The sequence below is a fragment of the Paludisphaera sp. genome, assembly GCF_037189885.1.
Classification (GTDB): Bacteria; Planctomycetota; Planctomycetia; order Isosphaerales; family Isosphaeraceae; genus Paludisphaera.
The window spans coordinates 108,346-134,107 of sequence record NZ_JBBCIR010000045.1; the positions used below are offsets into that span (position 1 = coordinate 108,346).

General features: G+C 73.1%; 17 protein-coding genes. 5 read left to right on the top strand and 12 right to left on the bottom strand.

Annotation, left to right across the window (positions count from 1 at the left end; genetic code table 11):
* Positions 1-205 precede the first annotated feature (205 nt).
* Positions 206-550, bottom strand: a complete 345-nt coding sequence (locus tag WG209_RS14580) for a DUF559 domain-containing protein (RefSeq protein ID WP_337175788.1) — start codon at positions 548-550, stop codon at positions 206-208.
* A gap of 367 nt (positions 551-917) precedes the next feature.
* Positions 918-2,066: an aldose 1-epimerase family protein gene (locus tag WG209_RS14585; protein WP_337175789.1), complete on the bottom strand. Its 1,149-nt coding sequence runs from the start codon at positions 2,064-2,066 to the stop codon at positions 918-920.
* Between the two features lie 245 nt (positions 2,067-2,311).
* Between WG209_RS14585 and WG209_RS14590 the strand changes: the two genes are divergently transcribed.
* A complete protein-coding gene (locus tag WG209_RS14590) occupies positions 2,312-3,205 on the top strand; it encodes a hypothetical protein (RefSeq protein ID WP_337175790.1) in 894 nt (297 codons plus the stop codon).
* A gap of 159 nt (positions 3,206-3,364) precedes the next feature.
* Positions 3,365-5,158: a tetratricopeptide repeat protein gene (locus tag WG209_RS14595; protein WP_337175791.1), complete on the top strand. Its 1,794-nt coding sequence runs from the start codon at positions 3,365-3,367 to the stop codon at positions 5,156-5,158.
* 270 nt (positions 5,159-5,428) lie between these two features.
* Here the strand turns inward: WG209_RS14595 and ribB are convergent, their stop codons facing one another.
* The gene (gene ribB / locus WG209_RS14600) at positions 5,429-6,718 is read right to left on the bottom strand and encodes a 3,4-dihydroxy-2-butanone-4-phosphate synthase (protein ID WP_337175792.1); all 1,290 of its coding nucleotides are present in this window, start codon (positions 6,716-6,718) and stop codon (positions 5,429-5,431) included.
* 273 nt (positions 6,719-6,991) lie between these two features.
* Between ribB and WG209_RS14605 the strand changes: the two genes are divergently transcribed.
* Complete coding sequence (locus WG209_RS14605; RefSeq protein ID WP_337175793.1) at positions 6,992-8,005, top strand: Ldh family oxidoreductase; 1,014 nt, start codon at positions 6,992-6,994, stop codon at positions 8,003-8,005.
* Positions 8,006-8,038: 33 nt separating this feature from the next.
* On the opposite strand, the gene WG209_RS14610 is transcribed toward WG209_RS14605, so the two are convergent.
* Positions 8,039-9,034 (bottom strand): hypothetical protein, encoded by a 996-nt coding sequence (locus WG209_RS14610; protein ID WP_337175794.1) that lies wholly within the window; start codon positions 9,032-9,034, stop codon positions 8,039-8,041.
* A gap of 17 nt (positions 9,035-9,051) precedes the next feature.
* Positions 9,052-11,223, bottom strand: a complete 2,172-nt coding sequence (locus WG209_RS14615; RefSeq protein ID WP_337175795.1) for a cation-translocating P-type ATPase — start codon at positions 11,221-11,223, stop codon at positions 9,052-9,054.
* 133 nt (positions 11,224-11,356) lie between these two features.
* Between WG209_RS14615 and WG209_RS14620 the strand changes: the two genes are divergently transcribed.
* Positions 11,357-11,956, top strand: coding sequence for a PSP1 C-terminal domain-containing protein (locus WG209_RS14620; RefSeq protein WP_337175796.1), 600 nt, complete (start codon positions 11,357-11,359; stop codon positions 11,954-11,956).
* Between the two features lie 12 nt (positions 11,957-11,968).
* On the opposite strand, the gene WG209_RS14625 is transcribed toward WG209_RS14620, so the two are convergent.
* Both WG209_RS14625 and WG209_RS14630 read right to left on the bottom strand, forming a co-directional pair.
* The gene (locus tag WG209_RS14625) at positions 11,969-15,088 is read right to left on the bottom strand and encodes a protein kinase (protein WP_337175797.1); all 3,120 of its coding nucleotides are present in this window, start codon (positions 15,086-15,088) and stop codon (positions 11,969-11,971) included.
* Positions 15,079-15,708 carry a sigma-70 family RNA polymerase sigma factor gene (locus tag WG209_RS14630; protein WP_337175798.1) on the bottom strand — a complete coding sequence of 210 codons (630 nt, stop codon included), beginning with the start codon at positions 15,706-15,708 and terminating at the stop codon, positions 15,079-15,081. The genes WG209_RS14625 and WG209_RS14630 overlap by 10 nt, the downstream gene beginning before the upstream one ends.
* A 547-nt stretch (positions 15,709-16,255) precedes the next feature.
* Here WG209_RS14630 and WG209_RS14635 point away from each other — a divergent pair.
* The gene (locus WG209_RS14635) at positions 16,256-17,089 is read left to right on the top strand and encodes an RNA polymerase sigma factor RpoD/SigA (RefSeq protein ID WP_337175799.1); all 834 of its coding nucleotides are present in this window, start codon (positions 16,256-16,258) and stop codon (positions 17,087-17,089) included.
* Positions 17,090-17,135: 46 nt separating this feature from the next.
* On the opposite strand, the gene WG209_RS14640 is transcribed toward WG209_RS14635, so the two are convergent.
* The 5 genes from WG209_RS14640 to WG209_RS14660 are packed head-to-tail and all read right to left on the bottom strand — an operon-like array spanning position 17,136 to position 25,029.
* Positions 17,136-19,394 (bottom strand): hypothetical protein, encoded by a 2,259-nt coding sequence (locus WG209_RS14640; RefSeq protein WP_337175800.1) that lies wholly within the window; start codon positions 19,392-19,394, stop codon positions 17,136-17,138.
* 23 nt (positions 19,395-19,417) lie between these two features.
* Positions 19,418-20,749, bottom strand: a complete 1,332-nt coding sequence (locus WG209_RS14645; RefSeq protein WP_337175801.1) for a DUF5009 domain-containing protein — start codon at positions 20,747-20,749, stop codon at positions 19,418-19,420.
* A 40-nt stretch (positions 20,750-20,789) separates the two neighbouring features.
* Positions 20,790-21,401, bottom strand: a complete 612-nt coding sequence (locus tag WG209_RS14650) for a hypothetical protein (RefSeq protein WP_337175802.1) — start codon at positions 21,399-21,401, stop codon at positions 20,790-20,792.
* Positions 21,398-22,666, bottom strand: coding sequence for an ADP-ribosylglycohydrolase family protein (locus tag WG209_RS14655; protein WP_337175803.1), 1,269 nt, complete (start codon positions 22,664-22,666; stop codon positions 21,398-21,400). The genes WG209_RS14650 and WG209_RS14655 overlap by 4 nt, the downstream gene beginning before the upstream one ends.
* Positions 22,667-22,698: 32 nt before the next feature.
* On the bottom strand, positions 22,699-25,029 hold the full coding sequence (locus tag WG209_RS14660; protein ID WP_337175804.1) for a sialate O-acetylesterase: 2,331 nt from the start codon (positions 25,027-25,029) through the stop codon (positions 22,699-22,701).
* Positions 25,030-25,762: the final 733 nt, after the last annotated feature.

Sequence of the window (25,762 nt, forward strand, 5' to 3'; positions counted from 1 at the left end):
CTCCCGATCGGCTCTCATAACCCCCTTCCCCCCTGGCGGGGGAAGGTGGCCCGGAGGGCCGGATGAGGGGGAAGCCAAGCGAGAAGACCGTCGGATTATGAAGCCGGCTGGACGGGCCTTCGATTACACCAGCGGCCGTCGCGCCCTCGTGTGACTCCTTCGGAGCCTGGCTTCCCCGCGAGGCGGAATCCGACTTGGCGCGAACCTACCGCGACTCGACCCCCTCCACCAGCCTCGCATCGGCGAGGATCGCCTCGACCACGGCGTCGACGTCCTCGAGAACGTCGTCGTTCGCAATCCGGAGCATTCGGAGGTTCTGGGATTCCAGCCAGGCTTGCCGTGATTGGTCGTATTCGCCTCGGTCGGCGTGGCTGTCGCCGTCCAGTTCGATGACGAGTCGACGGGCCGGCTCGTAGAAGTCCACGATGAATGGGCCGAACGGGACCTGGCGACGGAACTTCCAGCCACGCCGATTCAACCCACGGAGCGCCCGCCAGAGCGATCGCTCCGGGCCAGTCATCTCCCGGCGCAGGCGGCGGGCGCGCGCCAACGGATCGATCCTCGCCGACTCCGCGTCTTCCGGCCGATCCGACTCGGGCCGAGGTTTCGGTTCCATCGCTCGCTAGGTCCCCGAAGCCGAGGATTCTTCGCCGCCGTGATCATCTTAAGCCGCTTCCGCCCTGGTGGGGGAAGCTGGCCCGAAGGGCCGGATGGGGGGGAGGCCAGGCGAGACGGCCGGCGGGTTCCCCGGCCGGTCGGGCGGGCTTCCGAATCGTGGAAGCGCACCTGCTGGTCGTCCCCCTCTCCTGACCGCTTCGCGGTCTGTCCTCCCCCGCGAGGGGGGAAGACCGTCGTCTCGGGGCTCCCGGCGTTAAAGCGTCGGGCCGATAGCCCGACGCGCATGTCGCGGGAACCCCTCAACCTTCGCGCGCGAAAGGGGCGGTCGGCTTCGGGCGGACGACGGGATTGCCCTGGGACTGGATGCGGGCGATCTCGGATTCCAGGGCGGCGACCGAGTCGCGGCCGGAGAGGACTTCCAGGGTCGTCTCGATGACGTGGCGGCCGTCGACGGGGAGGGTGACGACCCGGCCCTGGGCCTCCTCGAAGGGGCGGGGGTTGGGGAAGTTCACGCCCGGCTCCAGGCCCGTGACGTAGCCGTCGCGGAGGCCGCCGGTGCACTTCCACAGGGTGAAGCATGGCATGGCGGTCACGTCGTACCGCAGGGCCACGGCCCTTTCCCCCGCCTTGTCGCGGAGCATCGCCGCGGTGCGGCCGGATTCGTCGCGCAGGGAGCAGAAGTAGGCCTGCTCCGCGAAGCCGGGCTCCGGCGGGCCGTAGACGTCGTACGTCGCCAGCCCCTCCGCCGCGCGGGCGTCGCGCGGGACCAACTCCTTCAAGGGGGCCACGAACCGCGACCCTTCCCCCAGGTGGGGGGGGCCGAAGTTCCAGTGGTAGAGGATCTCCATCGCCGTCGGCACGTCCTTCACGTTGACGAACTCGTCGCGGACCGTCACCGCGTTCGACCCGCGCGTCGTCGCGTAGGTCGTCCTCAGCTCGACGCCGCCGCCGAACAGGAACGACTCGCGGACGCGGCCCTCGATCGCGACGGAATCGCCCTCGACATGCACCGCGACGTACCAGGCCGGGATGGAGGCGATCCGGCCGTGCAGCGGGTGGAGCGCCTCGCCGTCGCGGAACGGGGCCCCGTTGCTCATGAGGCCGCAGCGGACCATCAACTCGTCGAAGCCCTCGAGCCAGCCGATGCCCCCCAGGTCGTGGGGCTGGACGTAGGCGGGGTGGACCGGGCCGTCATGGGTCGGGGAGTCCCATCCCACGCGGTCGCCGCCGAGCGCCGCCTTCCACAGGCCCATCCCGCGCGTGGGGACGACCTGGAACGTCAGGGCGCCGTTGTCGACCCGGATCAGGTCCACGCCGTCGCGACGGCCCCCCCGCAGGCGGCGCTTGGAGACGACGCAGCCCGCCGCGGCGTCGCCGTCGATCGAGAAGTCCTCGGTCCATAGGTCGTGGGCCGTGTCCGTCAGCACGAAGGTACGGCGCTCTGGCATCGTCTCCCCGCCCCCGCATCTCGCCCCGTCGCCACCGCCCGCCGCGCGTCGCGGGAATATCGACGGAATCTCGCATCTGGATCGGATCGTTTGGCGCGCGTTTCGCGAATACGATCTCCCGAATGTCAAGAGTAGCCCGCCGGGAAGGCCGCCGCCAGCCCTCGACGGACCGGCGCCAATCGCCGGCGGGATCCCCCGCGAGCCCTCGTCGCGGTTTATCGATATAGCAGCCCGGAGAGACACCGATGATCCGCAGCCGAGCCAAGACCATCAAGCGTCGCCCGACCCTGGAATCCCTGGAGACTCGCGAGACCCCGGCCGCCATCGGCGTGGCGTCCGCCTGGGCCTCCGCCCTCCGCGCCGATCCGGTGCTGGTGAATCCGCCGAGCACGAACCTCACGCCCAGCCCCAACGGCGGGTTTTTCGCGCCGGGCAACCTCTCGCCCGACGGCTTCAGCACCACGAACTCCCTGCGCGGACTTCGGACTGGTGGGGTCGGCCTGGGCCCCGGCGTGGTGACGCCCGGCGGGCTCGGCGGGGTGGGGGGCGTCGGCACCGGCGTGGTGACGCCTAGCGTGTCCAGCCCGTTCACCTCCAACTGGCTGCGCACCGCGGTCCCCGGCTCGGTCGGCGTCGGCCCCGGCGTGGTGACGCCCGGCGGGCTCGGCGGCGGCGGGCTCGGCTTCGGCGGCTCCGGGGGCCTGGGCTCCGGCGTGGTGACGCCCGGCCTGGCCAGCCCGTTCACCTCCAACTGGCTGCGCACCGCGACCCCCGGCTCGATCGGGACCGGGACCGGCGTGGTGACGCCCGGCGGCTTCGGCGGCACGGGGGGCGTGGCGACGCCCGGCCTGGCCAGCCCGTTCGTCTCCAACTGGCTGCGCACCGGCCCGCTCGCCGGGATCGGCGGCATCGGCGGCGGCCTCGGCACCGGTGTCGGGACGGGCGTCGGGACCGGCGTGGTGACGCCCGGCCTGGCCAGCCCGTTCACCTCCACCTGGCTGCGCACCGGCCCGCTCGCCGGGATCGGCGGCATCGGTGGCATCGGCACCGGCTCCATGGTCCCCGGGATCACCAGCCCCTTCGGCATGGGCCTCCCGTCGACCGGCCTGCCGGGCACCATCGGCGGCTTCGTGATCTGACCCAGCGCCGCGATCCCCTGACGCGAATCGCCCCGGCGCGGGCCGAACTTCTCGGCCCGCGGCCGGGGTTCGTTCATTTTCCGGCGAGGGGCGACGCCCTCGCGCCCTACAATGTAGCGTGGCATTCACGGCCGTCCCCATGCAGCGCGAGGCCCGGTCATGGTCAGGCATCGTTTCATCGCCGCGGTCGCGTCCCTCGGCCTCGGCTTCGTCCTCATCGCCGGCGACGCCGCGTTCGCCCAGCGAGGCGGGGGCATGCGCGGCGGGGGCGGCATGCGAGGCGGCGGCGGGGGACGCCCCGGCGGCATGGCCCGGCCGTCGGCGCCCGCGGGCCGCCCGTCCATGCCGCAATCGCGCCCGAACATGGGAGGAGGGATGCGCCAGCCCGGCGGCATGGCCCGGCCGCCCGTCCAGCCCGGCGGCGGCATGCGCCAGCCCGGCTTCAACCCCCAGCCGACGCGCCCGGCCCAGCCGATGCGCCCGAACGCGCCGACGCGCCCGAACATGGCCGACGGCATGGCGCGGCCGGCCCAGCCTGGCGGCGGCATGCGCCAGCCCGGCTTCGCGCCCCAGCCGGCGCGCCCGACCCCGCCGGGCGGCGGCGGCGCGATCGGGAATTTCCCCGGCCGACCGGGCTGGGATGGCGGTCGTCCCGACCGCGGCGTCGCGAATCGGCCCCCGTGGGACGGTGGCCGGCCGAACTGGAACGGCGTCGCGCGCGGGAACAGCGTCAGGACGACCAATATCTACAACAATCGAGGTTGGGGCGGCCCCGGCTGGGGCGGGGGGCCCGGCTGGGGGCCGGGGATGGGCGGCTACGGTTGGCGAGGCGGCCGGGGGGGCGATCGCTTCTGGACCGGCTTCGGAGTCGGCGCGCTGACGGGCGTCGGCGTCGGCGCGATGGCCAACTGGTTCCGCCCGGCCGTGGTCGGCGTCCCGATGACGCGGCCGATGGGGGTGTACCACTACTTCCCGACCTGGAGCGTCGGCGCGTACGACACCTGGGGACTGGGGACGGTCGCGGCCCCGGTGATCTACGGTGACTACTCGAACCCGTACAACGCGGCCGTCGCCGCGGGCCAGCCCGCGCCGGCGTTCGACTACTCCCGGCCGATCAACGTCGCCGCCGATCCCCCGGCCCCCGAGGTCGTCGCGACGAGCGACCAGGCCTTCGCCGCGGCGCGCGACGTCTTCAAGGCGGGCGATTACGCCCGCGCCCTGGAGATGATCGACGAGGTGATCAAGCAGACGCCCGACGAGCCGTCGGTCCACGAGTTCCGCGCCCTCTGCCTGTTCGCGCTGGGGCGGTTCGACGAGGCGGCGACGGTCGTCTACGCGGTCCTCTCCGCGGTCCCGGCGTGGGACTGGGAGACGCTCATCGGCCTGTACTCGGACGTCGCCACCTACACGGCGCAAATCCGGGCGCTCGAGGCCGAGGCCAAGGCGAAGCCCGACGACCCGGCGCCCCACTTCCTGCTGGCGTACCACTATATGGCGCAGGGACATGCCGCGGCCGCGGCGGCCCAGTTCCAGTGGGTGCTCCGGAGCGCGCCGGACGACGAACTCGCGGCCTCGTTCGTCGAGGTCCTGCGCAAGGCCGACCAGGTGGCCAAGGGCGAGTCGAGCCCCGCCGAGGCCCAGCCGGCCGACGGCCAGGGCGAAGTCCCGCCGCCCCCCCCGGCAAGCCTGCAAGGGCGGTGGACGGCCAGTCCCTCCGACGACCTGACGATCACGCTGACCTTGGAAGCGGACGGCGTCTTCACCTGGGAGGTCGACTCGAAGGGCCGCAAGGAGACGATCACCGGCATGGCCGGCTATCGGGACGACACCCTGGGCCTGTTCCAGGAGGAGGGCCCGCCGCTGGCCGGCAAGATCTCCGGGATCGGCCCCAACTCGTTCACCTTCGGCCCCGCCGAGGGCGAGGAAGGGCCCACGCTGACATTCTCGCGATGAGCCCGGCCACTGCCCGCGGGCCTGGGTTTGAATAGGACATCATCACGCGCTTCCCCCCCTGGCGGGGGAAGGCGGCCCGGAGGGCCGGACGGGGGGGGAGCCAAGCGAGACGGCCGGTGGGATCTGGAGCCGGTCGGATAGGCCGTTGGTGACTCCAACAGCGTCCGCGCTCGTCGTCCCCCTCTCCTGACCGCTTCGCGGCCTGTCCTCCCCCGCGAGGGGGAAGACGTCATCAGCGAGTCCCGAGATCGGGAGCTACACCCGTGGGGCTCAGGCCCCCACCGCGTCGCGGTCGACGTCGGCCTCGGCGTCGGCCCCGGCGGGGCGGTCGTCCTCGCCGGCGCAGCAGGGGCGCGTCGGCAGGATGTGGCCCATCTTGTCGCGCTTGGCGTCCATGTAGCGCCGGCGGTCGACGTGCTCGGGCGCGACGATCGCCACCTGGTCGACCACCTTCAGGTCGAACCCGTAGTAGACGAAGGCGTCGGTCTTCTTCGGGTTGTTGGTCAGGAGGCGGATCTTCGTGAGGCCCAGGTCCTTGAGGATCTGCAGGCCGATGCCGTAGTCGCGCATGTCGGCCCGGTGGCCCAGGGCGAGGTTCGCCTGGACGGTGTCCATCCCCTTGTCCTGGAGGTTGTAGGCCCGGATCTTCTCGATCAGGCCGATCCCGCGGCCTTCCTGCGGCAGGTAGATCAGCGCCCCGACCTCCTCGGCGCCGATCATCTCCAGGGCCATGTGGAGCTGGTCGCCGCAGTCGCAGCGGAGGGAGTCGAGCAGGTCGCCGGTGAAGCAGGAGGAGTGGAGCCGGACCAGGGGGGCCTCGGCGGACTGGAGGTCGCCCATGACGAAGGCGACGGGCTCGTTGCCGGGCTCGTGCTGGACGCGATAGCCGACGATCCGCCCGCGCCCGTACTTCGACGGCAGGTCGGACTCGGCGACGCGGACCACGAGCTTCTCGCGGACGCGGCGGTAGCGGATCAGGGCCTCGATCGAGATGATCGGCAGGTCGTGCTCGCGGGCGACGGCCTGGAGCCGCTCGCCCCGGGCCATGCCGACGCCGTGGGTGATCTCGCACAGCACGCCGGCCGGCTTCAGCCCGGCGAGCTTCATGAGGTCGACCGTCGCCTCGGTGTGCCCGGCGCGGCGGAGGACGCCCCCCTCCTTGGCGACCAGCGGGAACAGGTGCCCGGGGCGGAGGAGGTCGGACGGCTTGGTGGCCGGGTCGATGATGGCGGCGATGGTGGTGGCGCGCTCGGCCGCGCTGACGCCGGTGCGGCAGGAGGCGTGGTCGACGGGGATGGTGTACGGCGTCTCGTGGGCCGACGTGTTGCGGTCGACCATCGGCCCCAGGCGGAGGCGGTCGGCGGTCTCGGCGGTGATCGGCATGCAGACCAGGCCGCGGCCATGGGTGATCATGAATTCGATCACCTCGGGCGTGGCGCGCTCGGCGGCGACGATGAAGTCGCCCTCGTCCTCGCGGTCCTCGTCGTCCACGACGATGATGATCCGCCCGTCCCTGAGCGCCTGGATCGCGTCCTCGACCTTCGAATACTCGTAACCCATCGCCCCATCCATCCTTCGCGGACCACAGCCGCGTCGCCGGCCCGTTCGCCGCCGGGAATGCCCCGGCCCGCCTCGCGCCCACGGTCCATTGTACGTCCCGAGGGAATGGGGCGTCACGCCCCATGGACGGGCGACCACAACGACGCCTCGACATTCGAGGAAAAGCCCCCGATCGTCCCGACCCCGAAGTCGCGAGGCGTCCGGTCCTCCGTCGGCGTGCGCGCGGCGGAGGGATATCATGGACGGGGATGTCCCGGCCCCGGGGGGAACACGATGGACGACCGCGAGCGGCTGACGATCGACGAGGTCCGCGACCTGGCGGCGAGGGTGCTGACCCGTCACGGGCTGGCCCCGGCGCACGCCGAGGCTTGCGCGGACGTGATGGCGATGGGCGAGCGCGACGGCGGCGGTTCGCACGGCCTCTTCCGGCTGCTGATGGCCATGAACTCGATCCGGTCGGGGAAGGTGGCGCTCGACGCGGAGCCGGTCGTAAAGGACGTCGCGCCGGGGCTGGCGCGGGTCGACGCCGGCGGGGCGTTCGCGCCGCTGGCGTTCCGCCGCGGGCTGCCGATGCTGGCGGAGAAGGCCCGCGCGTGCGGCGTGGCGGCGTTGGCCGTCACCGATTGTTGCCACTTCGCGGCGCTCTTCCCGGAGGTGGAGGCGATCGCGCGCGGGGGCCTGGTCGGGTTCGCGTTCACGCCCAGCCACGCGTGGGTCGCGCCCGCGGGGGGCTCGCGGCCCTTGCTGGGGACGAACCCCATCGCCTTCGGCTGGCCCCGGCCCGGGGGCGACCCGTTCGTCTTCGACTTCGCCACCAGCGCGGCGGCCCGGGGCGAGATCGAGCTGCATCGCCGCGAGGGCCGCCCCACGCCGCCGGGATGGGGCGTCGACTCCCACGGCTCGCCCACCACCGACGCCGCCGCGATCATGGCCGGCGCGATGCTCCCCTTCGGCGGCCACAAGGGGTCGGCCCTGTCGCTGATGGTCGAGCTGATCGCCGGGCCGCTCGTCGGCGACATGACCAGCGTCGACTCCCTCGCCTTCGACGACGGCGCGAAGGGGGCCCCGCGCGGCGGCGAGTTGCTGCTGGCGATCGACCCGGCCCGCCTGCTCGGCGAAGCCGCCCCCGCCCACCTCGCCCGCGCCGAGGCGATCTTCGAAGGCGTCGTCTCCCAGGGGGCCCGCCTCCCCTCCCTCCGCCGCTACGCCGCCCGCCGCCGCGCCGATCGCGAGGGCGTCCTCATCCCCCGCGAGCTGCTGGACGAGGTCCGCGCGATGCTGGATTGAAAAGGGGGCCGATCGCTGGCAAATGGGGCGCAATCACCGTCGACGACCGAATGGATCGCCGACCACCGCCCGCAGCAGCGAAGCCGGAAGCCGCCGACTCCGACCGGAAGTCCAGGCCCTCGACTCGTTGCCCGGAAATACGACGACGTGGACGAGATACGCGGCCGATAGGAGCCGTCTGTATGGGAGCGGGGCGAGCTCCGGCGGGACAGGGTCGAGGACTTCGTCGATCTCCTCGGCGGAACGCCACGCCACGGCCCGGGCCCATCGAGCGACCTCCGGGTCATCGGGTTCCGTGGTCATGAATATGAATTCTCCCTCGGCCGACCAGCTCGCCTCGCCGACCTCCTTAAGAGTCGCCTCGCCGTCGAGCCACCGCTCGGCGGTCTCCACGCTCCTCCGAAGGTCGCCGCCGGCGGGGAGGATGGGCCAGAGGCGGCGGCAGCAGGCCAGGAGATAGCGGTGGATGAGCCGGACACGTTCGTCATGCTCGCCGGGGCCGAATTCGACGAACCAACGCGACATCGCCGCGACGTCCTCGCCGCGGTCCCACTCCTCCGGCGTCATGGAGACGACGGGCCAGCCCGGATCTCGCGCTCCCCAGCAGTCGTAAGGTCGATTGCTCGTCTCCGAAGGTCGCTCTAGCGTCGCGCCGGCGGGCTTGGCGTCCGCCAGGGCCCGGTAAGGTCCCCAGGCGTCAGTCGCGGCTCGGAACGCGGCGGCCTCGCTGGCCCCGATGCACCAAGCGGGCTCGGGTTGGCCTCCTCGTTCGACCTTCACGCCCCGATTGAACCGAAACAGGAGCGAGAACCACTCCGGGTATCCTCCCCCCATCTCGCAGTGGAAGGTGAAGCCGGGGCTCTCGTCGTCATGCCGCGCGACATTGCCCCACTCGAGCCGAATCCTTGCCCCGCCGGCTTCCTCGATGGCGAAGCGTAGCAACAAGTTGAGCCCGGCCCGTGGCGTCAAGGCGTCGAGCGTCCCGCCCGTCTCCGCGACCATGGCTTCGAACCGCCGGATCGGAGTCATCGCATCGGCCTCCACGCTCACCCGACGGCCGCCGCCGTCGGGTCGGTGGCGCGGAGGAGGCGGAGGGCGTTGGCGACGACGATCAGGGTGGTGCCGACGTCGGCGAGGATGGCCATCCACATGTTCGCCAGGCCGAGGAGGGCCAGCAGCAGGACGACGGCCTTCACGCCGACGGCCAGCGCGATGTTCTGGTGGATCATGCGGAGCGTCGCCCGGCCGTGGCCGACCAGCCAGGGGAGGGGGCGGAGGTCGTCGGCCATGAAGACGACGTCGGCCGTCTCCAGGGCCGCGCCGCTGGAGACGCCCCCCAGGGCGATGCTCACGCGGGCGGCGGCCAGGGCGGGGGCGTCGTTGACGCCGTCGCCGATCATGCCGGTCGGGCCGTGGGCGGCCGTGTACTCGTCGATCGCCCTCACCTTGTCGGCCGGCAGCAGCTCGGCCCGCTGGTCGTCGACGCCCAGCTCGGCGGCGACGGCGGCGGCGGCGCGGGGGTTGTCGCCGGTGAGCATGACGGTCCGCAGGCCCAGGCCGTGCAGCCGCGCGACCACTGCGGCGGCCTCGGGGCGGGGGCGGTCGGCCAGGCGGATCCAGCCCAGCGGCCCGGCCTCGCCCGTCACGGCGACCTCGGTGCCGGGATGGTCCTCGGCGCGGGCGATGTCGGCGTGGAACTCGGGGGCGCAGAGGCCCGCCTCGTCGATGTAGCGGTGGCTCCCCGTGTGGTAGCGCTCGGCGTCGATGCGCCCGTGCGCGCCCTTGCCCGGGACGGCCGTGTAGTCGTCGGCGGGGGGGACGTCGATCCGCAGGTCCCGCGCGTGGCGGGCGATCGCCTTGCCCAGCACGTGCCCGCCGCGGTCCCCCAGCGCCGCGGCGACGCGCAGGACCTCCGCCTCGCCGCCGGGGCCGGAGGAGACCACCTCCACCACGTCGGGCCGGCCCAGGGTCAGCGTGCCGGTCTTGTCGAACGCCAGGACCCGCAGCCTGCCGACGGCCTCCAGGAACTCGCCCCCCTTGATGAGCACCCCGCGACGCGCCGCCGCGGCCAGGCCGCTGACGACCGCCACGGGGGTCGCGATCACCAGGGCGCACGGGCAGGCGATGACCAGGACCACCAGGCCCTTGGCGAACCACGCCAGGAACGTCTCCCAGGCCGGCCCCCCCGTCGCCCAGGCGTACGCCGTCGGCGTCAGGACGGACGCGAGGGCCACGGCCACCACCATCGGCGTGTACCACCGCGCGAATCGCGAGATCCGCCGCTCCACCGGCGCCCGGCCGGCCTGCGCGGCGCGCACCTGGTCGATGATCCGCGAGATCAGCGACTCGTCGATGGGGTGGGTCGCCTCGACCTCGATGGTGCCGTCGCCGACGATCGTGCCGCCGTACACCGGGTCGCCGACCCCGCGCTCGACGGGCGTGGACTCGCCGGTGATCGACTTCTGGTCGACGCCCGAACGCCCCTCCACGACCACGCCGTCGACCGGGATCTGGTCGCCGGCGCGGACGAGCAGGCGGTCGCCCCGGGCGACGTCGGCGACGGGCACGGTCTCCACGCCGTCCGGGCCGATCCGCTCGGCCGTGGCCGGGGAGACCTCCAGGAGCCGCCGGATCGCCCGCCGCGCCCGCGCCACGCTCAGGGCCTCCAGCGACTCCGACACGCCGAACAGGAACGCCACCGTCGCCGCCTCGTCCCACTGGCCAAGCGCCGAGGCCCCCAGGATCGCCAGGCTCATCAGCACGTCGATGTCCATCCGGCCGGCGCGCAACGACCGCCACGCCCGGGGGATCAGCCAGACCCCCCCCGCGACGATCGCCAGGACGAGGAAGCCCGTCGAGGCCCCCTCGGGCGCTCCCAGCCGCGCGCCGAGGTGGTGAAGCAGCAGCCCGACGCCCAGCGCCAGGCCCGACGCCACGGTCGACGCCAGGAGCCCGCGGCGCGACCACCAGGAAGGGGGCGCCTCGGCCTCGGGCTCGCCGACGACGGCGGCCTGCAGGCCGGCTCGCTCGGCCAGGCGCGCGACCAGGCGCTTCGGGCCGGTCCGCTCGTCGTCGTAGTCGACGGTGAGCAGGCCGTTGATGAGGTCGAAGCCCAGCGTCTCGACCCCGGGCGCGCCCTTCAGCGCGGCGCGGATCTGGCCCGCCTCCGTCTCGCAGTCCAGGCCGCGGACGTTCAACGTACATCGCGATCGACTCATGGCCAACCTCGCCGTCCTGACCGAAGCCCGCCCCGAAACGACCGGACGCGGCGCGCTCCCGTGATTATGATACGGTATAGTCCCGGCGGCGTTCAGGGGAGCGCCGCCGGCGGCCGGAGGACCGAGGCGACACATGGACGCGGTCATCGAAACCGGGACGGGCGTCGAGTGCCTGGTCCGCCACGGGCTGGCGGGGCGGGTCGGCTGGTTCGCGGCCGACGCCCCCGCGCCGACGCGTGGCGAGGCCGTCGTCCTGCGCACGTCGCGCGGGATCGAGCTGGGCGAGGTGCTGAAGGCCGAGCCCTCCAGGGCCCGCGCGGGGGAGGACTCGATCGGCGTCTTCCGCGTGCTCCGCGCCGCGACGCCGGCCGACCTGGAGCTGGCCCGCGAGGCCGAGCGGCTCCGCGACGCCCGGTTCGACCTCTGCCGCCGCGTCGTCGACGAGGAGGGCTGGCCGCTGGAGCTGGTGGACGTCGAGCCCCTGCTGGACCTCTCCACCGTCCTGCACGTCCTCTCCTGGGACGAGTACGACCCGGCCATGGTCCGGGCGCGGTTCCGGGTCTCGGGCGACTTCGACGTCCACGTCGAGGCCCTGGGGGACGATCCGGCGCCCGATCCCGCCCCCGAGCCGCCGAAGGCGAAGGCCAAGGCGGGCGGCGGGTGCGGCACGGGCTCCGGCTGCTCGTCGTGCGGCGTCGCGGCCATGCGCGCGGGGAATCGGCCCGGCGCGTGATCGGCCGGCCGCTCAGGCGGGGGGAGGGGCGGACCTGGCGGCGCGGATCGCGTCGACGGCCGCCTTGACCTGGGGGCGAGCCCGGTCGAAGAGGGTGTCGTTGCGGAACCACGCCTCGTACTTGGGGTTGTTCCTGGTCGCCTGCTCCAGGTGCGCGGCGGCGATCGAGACCCACTTGGGATTGTATCCGGCGCCGTAGCCCTCGACGGCGGCCAGCGTGTAGAGGGCGCGGGCGTGGGGCTCGCGGTACTCCAGCGACAGGTCCACGAGCTTGCGGGCCAGGCGGAGCGCGGCGACGAAGTCCCGCTCGTGGGCGAAGAGGCTGGCGGCGTAGTGCAGCGCCCGGATGCGCTCGGGTTCGTCGCGGGCGTACTCGCGGAGGCGGGGGTCGTCCAGGATGATCCCCAGGTCGCGGTGGGCCGAGGCGGGGCGGCCGCGCCGGACGGCCACGCACATGCGCTCGACGCGGGCGGGGAAGTTGGAGGGGTCCAGCGCCAGCACCTTCTCCACCTCCTGGGCCGCCAGGGCGAGCCGGCGCGGGTCCGGGGCCTCCGACCGCGTCGGGGGGCGGTCGGGGTCGAGCGGCTTGCCGGCGAGGATCCGCGAGGCGAGCACGGCGCGGGCGCCCAGCTCCCACGGGCCGACCCCCTCGCCGATGGCCTGGGAAGGGGCCCCGTCGCGGCGAGGGCCCATTGGGAGGTCGCGGCCGATGGAGGGGAGGCCGTCGGCGTCGGGCTCGCGGAGGAAGTGGTCCGGCAGCGCGGCGCGGAGCCGCTCGTAGCGGAGGATGTCCCCCTTCAGGGCGTCCAGCGACGGGCCGGAGGCGCGGACGAAGGCGCGGACCTGCACCAGCTCGGCGTGGTCGGGGGCCAGGGCGACGCCGCGGTCGCACCACTCCAGGGCCTCCTCCGCGCGCCCCAGCCTCTCCAGGCAGGAGGCGTAGAGGCCGTGGAGGACGGGGTTCTCCGGGCGCAGCTCCAGGCAGGCGCGGAGGCCGTCCGCGGCCTCGTCCCAGCGGGACAGCGAGTAGGCGACGACGGCCGCGCGGTACCGGCCCCAGAACGACCTGGGGCGGATCGCCAGCATCTCGGCGTGGAAGCCGGCCGCGCGGCGGGCTCCGACGTCCACGTCCCCCGGGGCCTCGTCGTCGTCGATCTCCGCGGAGACGCCCCGGAGGTAGGCGTCGAGTGCCGGGTCGACGGGCCGGGCCGGGGCGGGGGGGGCGTCGCCGTCGCCGATGCGGCGGGTCAGCCGCCGGCGGAGTTCGGCCATCGCGGCGGGGGGGGCGTCGCCGGCGGCGTTGTCCAGCACGTGCCGGGCGCGGAGCCAGTCCTCGGGGGAGTCGTCGCGGCGGGCGAGGGCGCGGCCGTAGCGCAGGGCCTGCTCCAGCAGCCACGCCTCCAGGTCGTCGCGGTCGTGGCGGGGGAGGCGGGCGAAGTCGTCGCGGGTCCGCCAGGCGGGGTCGTCCGCGACGCCGTACAGGCCCAGCGCGCGGAGGGCGTCGGCCACGATGACGGCGGGGCGACGGCGGCGGAAGTCCTCGCCCGGGTGCTCGTAATGCAGGGCGCGGGAGTCCGGCAGGTTCACGAGCTGGTCGTACTTGTGCGCGGCGGCCCGGTCGAGGTTGGCCTGGGCGGATCGGTTGCCGAGCGCGAACCAGGCGACGAGGCCGACGGCCAGCAGGACGGCGGCGGCCGAGGCCAGGGGGCGGCGGCGACGCCGGGCCCAGCGGCCGACGGCGTGCAGCCGCGAGGGCTCGGGGGCGAAGGCCAGCGGGCGGTCGACGCGCCAGCGGTCGAGGTCCTCGGCCAGCTCCAGCCCCCGCGCGTACCGCCCGGAGGGGTCGGGCGCCAGGCAGTGCCGCAGGATCGCCCGCAGCCCCGCCGGCAGCGACCGGCCGGCGTGGGCCTCGGCGCGGCGGATCAGCCAGGCGGGGCGTCGCCGCGCCTCGGTCATGGCGCGGGCGGCGGAGATCAGCTCCTCCCGGCCCGCCCCGCGACCGGGGGCGACGCCGTCGGACGGGAGCCAGCCGGTCAGCGATTCCAGCAGGACCACGCCCAGGGAGTAGACGTCGGCCCGGTGGGCCCGCTCGTCGTCGACGGCCGACGGGCCCTCGCCGGCCAGGGCGAGCAGCCGCTCCGGGGCCATGTAGGCCATCGTCCCGCCGACGTCCGCCCCGTCGTCGCCCGTCCAGTCCTGCGCCAGGTTGAAGTCCAGGAGCATCGGCGCGCCGTCGGCCGCGACCAGGACGTTCGACGGCTTGACGTCGCCGTGGGCCACGCCCCGCCTTGAGGCGTGGTCGAGCGCCTCGGCGAGCCGGGCGGCGATCCAGGCGAAGGCCCCGGCGTCGCCCGTCGCCCGCAGGATCGCCCGCGAGGGCCCCGGCGCGCCCACGTGGCGGAATTCCGGCGCCGCCGCGGCGTCCAGGTCTTCCAGGAACCGCGACGCCCGCCCCCCGGCGGCCCGCGACCGCCGCCGGGCCAGCACGGCCGCCAGCGACGCGCCCCCCAGGAACGGCATGGCGATGAGCTGCAACGCCCCGTCGTCGACCTCGGCGTGGGTCAGCACCTCGACGATGTTCGGGTGCCGCGCTCGGGCCAGCAGCCAGGGCTCGCGGGTCGGCCGGGTCGTGATCTTCACCACGACCGGGCGGTCGGCCAGGTCGGCCTGGCGCGCGAGGAAGACCCGCGCGAACGCCCCCTCGCCCAGCTCACGCTCCAGGACATAGGGGCCGATCGCGTCGCCGGCGATCGGCAGGGGGTCGTCGTCGCCGTCGAGCGCCCCGAGCCGGCCCAGGAGCGAATCGGGGCAGGCGGCGTCGAGCGTCAGCAGCCGCTCCAGCGCCCCGCGATGTTCGGGGAACCGCTCCAGGTAGGCCGACATCGAGGGCTCGAGCCCGGCCTCGGCCGCCATGCGGTACTCGCGGTAGACCAGCTCCACGGCGCGCTCGGCCGGCCAGCCGCGGCCGGCGGACAGGTAGGTCTCGGCGCGGACGGGCTCGCCCCGCGCCCAGCGGCCGGTCAGGTCGTCGATCGCGGCGGAGAAGAGGTCGGAGGGATCCGACCGCGGGACGGCCGAGGGGCGATCCCACGAGCCGATCCCGGCGGCCGATCCGCCCGCCTTCACGACCATCCCCGGGCCTCCATGCGGACCCTCGCCGCCTCGATGGCCCGGCGCACGGTCTTCTCGTTGACGCCCAGCCGCGCCGCGATGTCGTCGACCGTCATGCCGTCGCGGCGGAGCCGGAGGATCTCGGCCTCGCGCTCCGGCCGGCCCGCGGTCAGCAGCGCCAGCCGGTCGCGCGCCTGGACGTTCTGGCTGGGGGTGGGGTCGTGCGCCGGCACCTCCCGCGCGACCTCGCGGTCGCCCCGGCGGACGTACAGCGGCTCCTCGCGCGCGATGGCGTACTTCTCCGTGCGGGTGAGCCGGCGGTCCTGCTCGTACACCTTGTTGCGGACCATCCCGGCGAGGAACCCGCGGAGGTGGCGCGAGTTCTCGAAGTCCTTCGGGCCCGCCCCCGCCTCGGTGAAGAAGCTCTGCCAGACGGCCTGGACGATGTCCATCGACTCGAGCTGGCCGCGCAGCCGGCGGGGCAGGCGGCCCCGCGCCATCTGGCGCAGCTCGTCCTCGTAGCGGAGGACGAACGCCCGTATCGCCTCCTGGTCCCCCGCGCGGGCCCGCGCGACCAGATCCGCGACGTCGCGCGACTCGCCCTCGTCCGCGCCTTCCATCCGCGCTTGCGCTTCCGCCATCGGACGTCCCCCGCCCTGGAAAGTGTCGGCCGGGCCATCGTCGGGGGCCACGACGCCCCCGCGCCGGCCGGGCCCCGTCCGGGGACCGTCGCGCGGGAACCGAGGGAGATGGGCCGCCTCCGTGGCCCCGGTACGTGCATGGAGGCGGCCTCCGCGTTCCTGTTAATTAAACGCTCGGAGGTCGAGAATATCCAGCCCCATGTTGAAAAAAGCGTTCGGGCCGGTCGCGACGGTCTTCCGGGGGGGACGCGCGGCCCATCCGGCCGGCCCGAGTGCGGGGATCCGGGCCCACGTCGTAACGCGCGCGGGCGTATCGACGCCGTCCTCGGGACCCGGCCGAAAATTTCCCGGGACCATGTCCGCTTTTTTCATCCGGCCGCAACTAGCCATGTGTTGCCCCAAGGGTGGAGGCGATGGACGCCGGCCGAGAGGCCGACGCGGGACGACGACGAGTCCCGCCCCACCCCGCGGGAGGGCCCGCCGAGCATCGAGCGGGCCGACTTCAAGGCTGAACCCACGAGACGGCACCAGGGCCGGGAGTACGCTCATGTCTCGCTTCACCGCGACGGACGGCGCCTCGCACGACCTCCAGACCTACTTCCACGACATCAACGAGACCCCCCTGCTGTCGGCCGAGGAGGAGCGCGTGCTGGCCCGGCGGATCGCCCTGGGCGACGCCGACGCCAAGAGCCAGATGATCCGGGCCAACCTCCGCCTGGTCGTGCGGATCGCCCGCGACTACCAGGGCCGGGGGATGATGCTGGACGACCTGATCGGCGAGGGGAACCTCGGCCTCATCCGCGCCGTCCAGGAGTTCGACCCCGCCTTCGGCGTCCGCTTCAGCACCTACGCCGGCTACTGGATCAAGCAGTCGATCCGCTTCGCCCTGATCAACACCGCGACCACCATCCGGATCCCGGCCCACATGGTCGGCCTGCTGACCAAGTGGCGCCGCGCCGAACGCTCGCTGACCCGCGACCTGGGCCGCCCGCCGCTGTTCGAGGAGATCGCCGACAGCCTGGGCCTCTCGGAACTCCAGCGCTCGCTGGTGGCGAAGGCCAAGCGGGCCAACCAGCTCAAGCTGGAGGGCTCGGCCGCCGACGAGGACGACTACTGGTCGCCCGACGATTCCGTCGACCCGGGCGACGGTCCGACCTCCGGCCTGGAGACCGGCGACGCCTGCGCCGAGATGGTCCGCCGCATGAGCATCCTGGACGAGCGCGAGCGGATGGTGCTGACCTATCGCTACGGCCTCCGGGGCGTCACGCCGCTCACCCTCAAGGAGATCGGCGAGCGCCTGGGCGTCACCCGCGAATGGGTCCGCAAGCTGGAACTCCGGGCCATCCGCAAGCTCAACGCCTCAGCCCGCGCCGCCTCCTGAGGGCGCCGCGCGGGGCGGGGCGAGCCCGACCCGCGCGGTCGACGCGTCAGCGATCGGCCGCCACGCGAGACTTGACGTCCTCGCAGGCGATGACCTTCTCCACCAGGTCCAGCGGCCGGTAGAAGTAGTGGTTCGACGCCTCGAACCCCAGCCTGGAATCGCGACGGGCGAGCGAGTACAGCGCCACGGCGGCGCGGGCGTCGGCGTCGAGCAGCCGGGCCATGGCCTCGCGGTCGCCGGCCTCGCGGGCCATGACGAACCGGGCCTGGTTCGCGACGCTCTCGAAGTGCAGGCCGGCGGCCTCGGCGACGCCCAGGTCCAGCTCGGCCGTCGCGCGGAGTTCGGCCGGCGCCTTGGCGACCGCGTCGCGGAGCGCGGGGAGCCCCTCGGCCCAGCCGCTCGCGACCTTGCCGAACTGGTCGGCGAAGACCTCGGCGGGGTACGGCCCGCGCCAGTCGTCGATGGCGTCGTAGGGGAAGCAGACCATCGTGGCGCGGTAGCCGGTCGGCTCGGCGAACGGGATGTTCGCCGGGCCCACGTGCTGCGGGCCGGTGTAGACGACGCCGCCGTAGGGGTACTCGCGGAACGCCCGGCTGAACGCCGACCACGCGCGGCGGACGTCGGCGACGGCCTCGGGGCCGTAGCGCTCGGCGGCGACGCGGTCGAGCACGGCGTCGGGGGTCGCGGACGGATCCCGCGAGAACTCCTGGGCCACGCGGATCTGCGGCGAGGGGTAGCCCCCCAGCGACCAGCCCAGCATCATCGAATCGACCTCGGCGGCGGACAGGTTCCGGAACAGCTCCGCGACGTTGTCATACGCCGGGATCGACGGGACCGACGCCAGTTCCCACGTCACGTTGAGCTGGAGCTTCGCCGAGGTCTTCAGCCCCGCCTCCTTCGCCAGCCCCCATCGCAGCTTGGCCCGCTCGCCCGGGCCGACCGCCGACAGCGAGTATTCGCCGACCTTCGACTTCACGCCGCCGCGATCGATCGGCAGGTCCCACTCGGAGACCGTCTGGAGGTAAGCGCCGCGGGGCAGGGCGGCGATGGTAGCCGCGGCCTGCGCCGGGTCGAGCCATCCCCAGTCCCAGGCGATCAGCCGGGTCGACGGGTCGCCGGCGCGGAGCCCCTCGTCGATGATCCCGTTCACCTCGGCGATCACCTCGGCCGCGGTCCGCTTGGAGCATCGCGGGCACTCCGCGATCCGGCCGTGCGACGCGCAGCTGGTGTAGTTCTCGGACGCCGTGATGGTGATGACGCCGCCGAGGCCGGGGACCTCGCGCGTGACGTGCTCGACGGACGACTTCAGCCACGACCGGACGCGCGGGTCGGACGTGCACATCGTCGCGTGCTCGCCGTCGCGGACCCCGCGCATCTCGGGCCGGTCGTCGTAGAACGCCAGCGGCATCGCGCGGGGCTCGTTCAGATACAGGTAGACCTTGATGCCGTGCCTCTTCGCGCGGTCGACGAGCGCCCGCAGGTTGGCCAGGCGGTTCTCCCACCCTTCGCCGAACTCGGGGAAGTCCGGCCCGCCCGGCGCGAGGGTGCGAAGGACGACGTGCAACCAGACGCCGTTGACGCCCTGGTCGGCCAGCTCGGCGAGGAGGCCGTCGGGGAAGCCGTCGCCGCCGGGCTCGGCCAGGCCGTCGCCGAAGGTCGCGAAGTACGACGAGACGATGCGGGGCTCGGCGTCCGTCGCGGGCCGCTCGGGACGCTCGCGCGGCGTGGCCTCCTCCCACCGGCGGGCGAACGCCATCGGCGGCTCGCCCGGCTCGGCGAGGGCGGCGCCGAACCGCTCGGAGACCAGCGCCTTGATCGCCGCCGCCCGCGCCGCGGCCTCGGGGGACGGCTCGGAGTAGCGCAGCGGCTCGCAGGCCGGCTTGAGGTTGCCGAGCTTGATGAACAGGAAGTCGTCCTCGCGCAGCGCGAACGCCAGCCGCTCCGGCGTCATGTCCAGGAGCGTCAGAAGTTGCTCATACGGCAGCAGGTGCCAGTTGCGCCTGAGGATCGTGATGTAGACGCGCGAGCGAGCCTCGTCGTCCAGCCCGGGCGCGGGGGGGAGGCCCATCGACGCGGCGACGGCCTCGATCCGATCGGGCTCGGTCCCGACCACCTCGGCCAGCTTCGCCGCGGGCACGAGCTCCCAGTTCCGCCAGACGAAGGCGTGCAGGCGGTCGGGGAAGTGGGGCGTCGGCAGGGCGGCGGGGGCCGGCCCGACGGGCAGCGGAGAGTCGCCCCGCGCGGCGGGGATCAGGAGGAGGGGGGCCAGCAGGAGGGCCGACCGGAGGGCGGTGTGACGGAGCATCGCATGACCATGTTCGCTCGCGATCAGAGTCGAACCCGCAGCCCCGCCCGCGCGAGCAGGCCGGTCAGGGCGCAGACGGAGAGAGCCATGACGAGCGAGCCGGCGACGACCACGCCGGGGCTCGCCGAGAGCTTGTAGCCCAGGACCGCGCGCGACGGGCCGGCCATCGACAGGCCCGCGAGGACGATCGGGTGGAGGAAGAAGGCGATCAGCGGATTCGCGCCGGCCGGCCGGACGACGGCCGTCCAGCCGCGACGGCCGGCGACGTCGATGATGAGGTACAACGACAGCCAGAGCAAGACGGCGAGGCCCGCGCTCCACAGGCACCACGTCGGCGTGGCGGCGATCTTGTTGATCCCCTCGAACGTGTCCGCGACCAGCCCCGCGACGAACAGGCCGAGCGCGAACGTCAGCGCCCAGCCCGCCCGCTCGCGGGGCGAGCGCGCGTCGGAGTCGCGCCGGAGGGTCGAGCCGAGCAGGCAGCCCGCCATGACCACCGCCGCCAGCGAGCCCGCCACCTCGCCGAGATTCACGTAGGCGCCGATCGCGTCCGTCGCCGATTCCAGGCGGTCGATCAGCGGCCGGATCGGCCCCAGCCATGGCTTCGACGCCACCCGGCCGAACGGGCCGCCGTTCCGCATCGCCAGGTGGACGAGGATCAGCACGCCCGTCGCGCCGGCCAGCCATTCGCGACGCCGGCCGAGCCAGAGCGTCAACGTCGCGGCGACGAGGTACGACCAGCCGATCAGGCCGAGGATCCCCCACCACCCCGTCCGCAGCCAGGCCCAGCCCTCGACCGGCCCGACGAGGAACAACGACGTGTCGACCGGCTCGCGGCGGTAGGTCGCCAGCAAGGCCAGCAGCCCCAACGCGCCGGCCCCCTTCAAGGCCAGGAACGCCGCGCGCCTCCCCGCCGGCCCATCCGGCGGGACCGACCAGGCGAGCAGGATCGCGATGAAGGCGAGCGGCCCCCACGACCCTCCACCCAGCGAGCGGTCGGCGCCCGAGTTGTTGGAGATCACGCCGAGGACCATCAGGCCGACGGAGCGGGCCAGGACGTGGCCGAACTGCCCCGCCGTCGTCGCGCCGCGGGCGGAGGCGCGTTCGGAAGCCAGCGGGATCGAGACGCCGACGATGAACAGGAACCAGGGGAAGACCAGGTCGGCGACCGTCATCCCGTCGGCGTCCGGCGGCTGGATGTGGCCCAGCCACCGGGGCGCGGACGGGCCCAGGTCGTTGACGAACACCATCAGCAGGATCGTCAGCCCCCGCATCGCGTCCACCGAGGCCACGCGCGCGGACGCGGCCACGGGGGCGGTCGGTGATGTGTCGCCATGGCTCATGTTCTGGCGCATGGGCGTCGTCCCCCCCGAGGGGGGGACCGCCGGCCGCTCCTCACTTGGCGTCCTTGTCGACGATCTCCAGGAACGTCGGGCCGAGGAAGATCCAGTTGGTGGGGGTCGCGGAGATGGGGCCGTTGATGCCGAAGACGGCCAGCGAGTACGTCTTGCCCGGCGCGGGGTCGGCCAGCTCGACGCGGTTCGGGACGTTGAAGCCGGCGGCCACGTTCCCGCCGGCCTGGCCCACCTTGAAGGGCAGCTCGCCGTCGACCCAGACCTCGCCGTAGTCGTCCACGGTGGTCTGGAAGAAGACGCGCTTGCCCTCCACGCCCGGCGGCAGCGTCACCTTCACGCGGTACCAGCAGAAGCAGATCTGGCCGGTGGAGCGGCGGTCCTTCAGCGTCTCCGGGGCGATCACCTCCCAGGCCGAGTCGTCGTAGTCCGCGGCCATGGCGCGGGGCTCGTAGTTGTACGTCTTGTTCGCGGAGCCGTCGGGGTTCTTGCCCTCGACCGGCACCAGCGTCACGTCGTGCCAGCGCCACTCGGCCTTCACCGAGTCGCAGCCGGCCCTGGTCATCAGGTCGATCTTCGTCGGCTCGGCCGCCCCCGCGGGGGCGGCGAGGGCGGCGACGAGGGCGACGCGGGCCAGGAGGGTTCGCGTGCTCATTCGTCCTTCTCCCGGATCTGGGCCATCTCCTCGGCGGTGAAGCGGCTCCCGGCCTTGGGGCCGGGCTCCCAGCACGATTCGAGGGCGGAGGGGCGGGGCGTCAGGATGGGGATCACGAACGTCTCGGCGCCGTCGGCCGACTTCTCGACCTTCCCGCCGGCCTTCGTCACGGCCTGCGCGGCGAGGTCGTCGCACACGGCGATCAGGTCGGCGAACGAGTAGTCGGTGGAGTTGAACTTGGTCTTGGTGTCGAGGGCGCTGGTGTACTCCGGGGGCAGCTTCGACGCGCCCATGGCCGTGAACAGGATGCCGGCGGCGTTGGAGGGGTTGCAGTCGGAGTCCTGCCCGCAGCGGGTGGAGATCACGATGGTCTTCCAGGGGTCGCCCCCGCCGTAGAGCAGGCCCATCACGATGTACGCGCCGTTGATCTTGGCGTCGATGTTGAACTTGTAGGGCTCCTTCTCGTCCTTGCTGCACGAGAAGCGCCTGTAGCCGGGGTTCTTCTGGTACTTGTCCTCGATCTTCCGCCAGGCGGCCTCCCAGTCGTCGGGATGCTCGCGGTGCCACTCGATCACGTCGGAGACGCACTCGTGGTACTGGCTCTCTTTCGGGATGGCGGCGAGCCCGGCGCGGACGATCTTCTCCGGGTCGGTCTCGAAGAACGCCTCGGAGTACATGGCGCCGACGAACTGGCCGCCGTAGAGGCCGTCGCCGTGGTTCATCAGCCGGCCGAAGGTCTCGCCGAGCTGGATCGCCGTGTTGGGGAGGCCGGGGGCGATGAGGCCGGAGAAGTCGGCCTCGATCTGGTAGTCGATGTCGTCGGCGTGCTCGTTGAACGCGGGGTGGCCGCTGTCGGGCGGGGCGATCCCCTCGCGGAGCCGGCTCCGCCCCTCTTTGTTCGCGTGCCAGAGGGGGTACTTGCTGTTGGCGAAGTCGATGCCCGCCTGGCGCGTCGAGGCGTCCAGTCCATGGGTCTGGAGGGTGCGGAGGAACGTCATCTCGACGTAGAGGTCGTCCTGGTCGAACTGGTTGATGGTCTCGGGCGTCCACGCCGGGACCTGGTCGGCCGGGACGATCGCCCCCTGCCAGCGGAACTCCGTCGGCGCCCCGACGCCGACGCCCGCCATCTGGCCGATCCATCCCCCCTTCATCTTGTCGCGATACTCCTCGCGCGACAGCCGGCGTTCCCTGGGGCCCTCGGCCAGGGCCGGCGCGACGAGCGCGCCGGCCGCGAGCAGGGCCGCGACGAATCGAAATGCCTTCATGGTTTCTCTCTCCTTCGCGTGTCCCGGCCCGCTCAGTCGAGCTGGCCGCCCGCGGCCCAGATGGTCCCGCGGCGGAGCCAGGGGGCGACGTTGGGGTCGTTGAGGGCCTCGACGGTGTGGCCCAGGACGCAGGTGAAGACGCGGCCCTTCCCGTGGGGGTTGACCCAGATCACGGCCTCGTCCTTGCCGGTGCCGCGGGGCTTCTCCGGGTCGGAGAAGGCGGTCGCCAGGACGACGGCGCCCTCGGGCATCACCGAGTTCTGGTACAGCTCGTCGACGACGTGGTCGAACTCGGCGTCGAGGCCGGCGGAGACGGGGTGGTCGGCGTCGGTCTTCTTCACCTTGAAGGCGTGCGGCGGGCCGTGGAAGCCCTGCTTCCGCCAGCCGCCGAGCGCCTTCTCATACTCTTCCCAGTTGGGGTTGGTGAAGGCGCTGGAGGCGAAGTGGTAGGAGACCAGGCCCTTCCCCTCGCGCACGGCCTTCATGAGGGCTTCCTTGTTGGCGTCGGACCACTTGGTGTCCGGGCCCCCCTTGTCGGTGTCGCGGTAGTTCAGGACGAAGACTTCGTACTTCGCCAGGTTCTCGTCGGTGAGGTCCTTCGCCGGGGTCTCGGTGATGTCGACGGCGATCTTGCCCCCTTCCGACAGGATGGCCTTGAGCGCCGGGGCGGTCGCCTTCCAGTCGTGGGCGCCGACCTCGTCGCCGGTGATGATGAGGGCCTTGACGGGCGCGGGGGCGGCCTCGGCCTTCTCCTCCTCGGGCTTGGCGGCGGGGGGAGGGGGGGGCAGGATCGGGTCGAGCGCGATCGGGCCGAAGACCGGGACGGCCATGTCGGCGGCGTCGGTCAGGTTGCAGTACGGGTCGTAGCCGTGGCCGTACCAGAGGGACGAGCCCGGCGGCACCGCGCCCGACAGCTTCAGGACGACCGTGTCGCGCCCCCGGCCGACCTTCGCCTCGTAGATCAGCGGCAGCAGGTTCCCCTGGGCGTCGCGGATCGAGAAGCCGCCGATGTGCAGTTCCGGCCTGAGGCCGGTCGACGCGACGGGGACGATCACGCCGCCGGGGACGACCTCGCCCGGCCGCGGGACGGACACGTTGACGCCCCGGAACCGGACCTCCAGCGTATTGTTCGGGCCGAGGCCCACGCGGTCGAACGTGGGCGTGGTGGCCCCGATCATGCCGTAGAGCTGCCGCTGGGCGATCTTGGCCAGCCTCGCCCCGGCGCGCTTCAGGCCCTGGGTGCCGACGTGGATCGCGTCGTCAAGCTCCAGGTCGATCACCGAGATCACCGCGGTGTTCGCCACGCGCTCGGGGATGACGCGCTGGGCCTCCTGCACGCGGTTCCAGCCGGCGGAGTCGCCGGCGATGGCGAAGCGGCCGATCTGGACGTAGTAGAAGGGGAGGTCGGCCTGGCCGAGGTCGGCGCGGACGGCGGCGATGAAGTCGGTGAAGGCCCGTTCGAAGTTGGGGGAGGCCTCGGGGGACGAGTCGCTCTCGCCCTGATACCAGAGCACGCCCTTGACCCGGCCGCCGGCGAGCTGGACCTGCCGCAGCATGGAGCCGTACAGGCTGTCGCCCCCCTCGCCCTTCTTCGCGGGGTCCCACTGGCCCATGCTGGTGCCGCCGTGCGCGGCCGTCACCAGGCCGACGGGGACGCCGGTGGCCTCGACCATCCGCGCGGCGAACGGCAGCCCCAGGCCGGCACCCTTGGTGCGGTTCTTGTGCTGGTCGGCCGAGCGCTGCTCGCGGGTGGCGGGGTCGCCGGAGTGGACCGGGTCGGGGGAGTCGACGAGCCAGTGCAGGGGCTCGGCGGCCTGGACCCACTTGCCGTCCATCCCCAGCGCGGAGACCCTCGGGTCGGGCGGGGTGACGTCGACCAGGTCGCCGACGCCTTCCATGTTCGACTGGCCGGCCAGGACCCAGAGGTCGCCGACGTAGATCGGGCCGACCTCGACGTTCTGGGGCGCGCCGGCGGCGTCCTGGTACAGCACGCGGACGTTGTACGGGCCGCCGGTCGGCACGCCGAGGAGCTTGCCGTCGACCAGCGCGATCGGGCCCGGCGGGGGGGGGATGGCGACCGGCCCCATGGCGGTCAGGACGACGGCCACGTTCTGCGCGCCCTTGAGCGTGTCGCCGAGCGTCACGGGGATGTCGGCGGTGCCGTCGGCCCCGCGCTGGAAGACCTGATGCGGGGCCGGCGACGCGACCAGGTCGTCCGCCCGCATGGTCGGGACCAGGCCGCCGGACCTCGCGGGGACGACGATCGTCTGCGCGCGGGCCGGGGCGGCGGCCAGCGCCGCCATCGCGACGACGCAGGCGGTCGCGAGCGCGACCTTCGACGGGGCGGAGAGGGATTTGCTCATGGCGATCTGCCCTCGCGGAGCCTGTGGAGACGCGCGACGAGACGGCCGCGCGAAAGCCACATCCTATCCCTCGCGCGGGCCCCCCGAAAGGAGGCAGGACCCGCTCCATCGATACGGATTCCGGGGACTCGACCCCCCGACGGCGTCGACCCGGCCTCCCCCGCGGTTGGCTTCGTTCGCGCGCCGGCGCTTGCCGTGTGTTGGGTGTAATGTGGATGAGGGCAATGGCTTGCGGCGAAAATCGGTTGGCTTCGTTCGTCGTTTTCGAATGCACTTTTCGACCGTCGCCGGCGGTCGGCGTGATGCGTCGCGCCGGAGCGGACATGACGCCCCGACGACGCGGCCGATCGCGGGCCGCGTCATGATCGGCGTGGCGGGTGGGCCCTGGCGGCCTCTCCGCGACCCTTTGGACCGATACCGGATTGTGAAAGAGCGGGGCCGTCGATCACTCGTATGGTTCGTCGCGGGGGATCGAGGATTTCGGGTTTTCGATGCTCTGTAGAAAACCTTGAGATGGGCAACGACAAGAATCCCTTCTCCCCTCGTGGGAGAAGGTGGCCGAAGGCCGGATGAGGGGGAAGACCCAGGCCGCCGGTCGCGCCCCCCTCATCCGCCCCTTCGGGGCACCTTCTCCCACGAGGGGAGAAGGGGGGGCACGCCTCTCTGGCGATGTTTTCTACAGAGCAGGTTCTCGACATTTCTTCTCGCGAGGGTCGCCCTTGCCCCCCTGGAC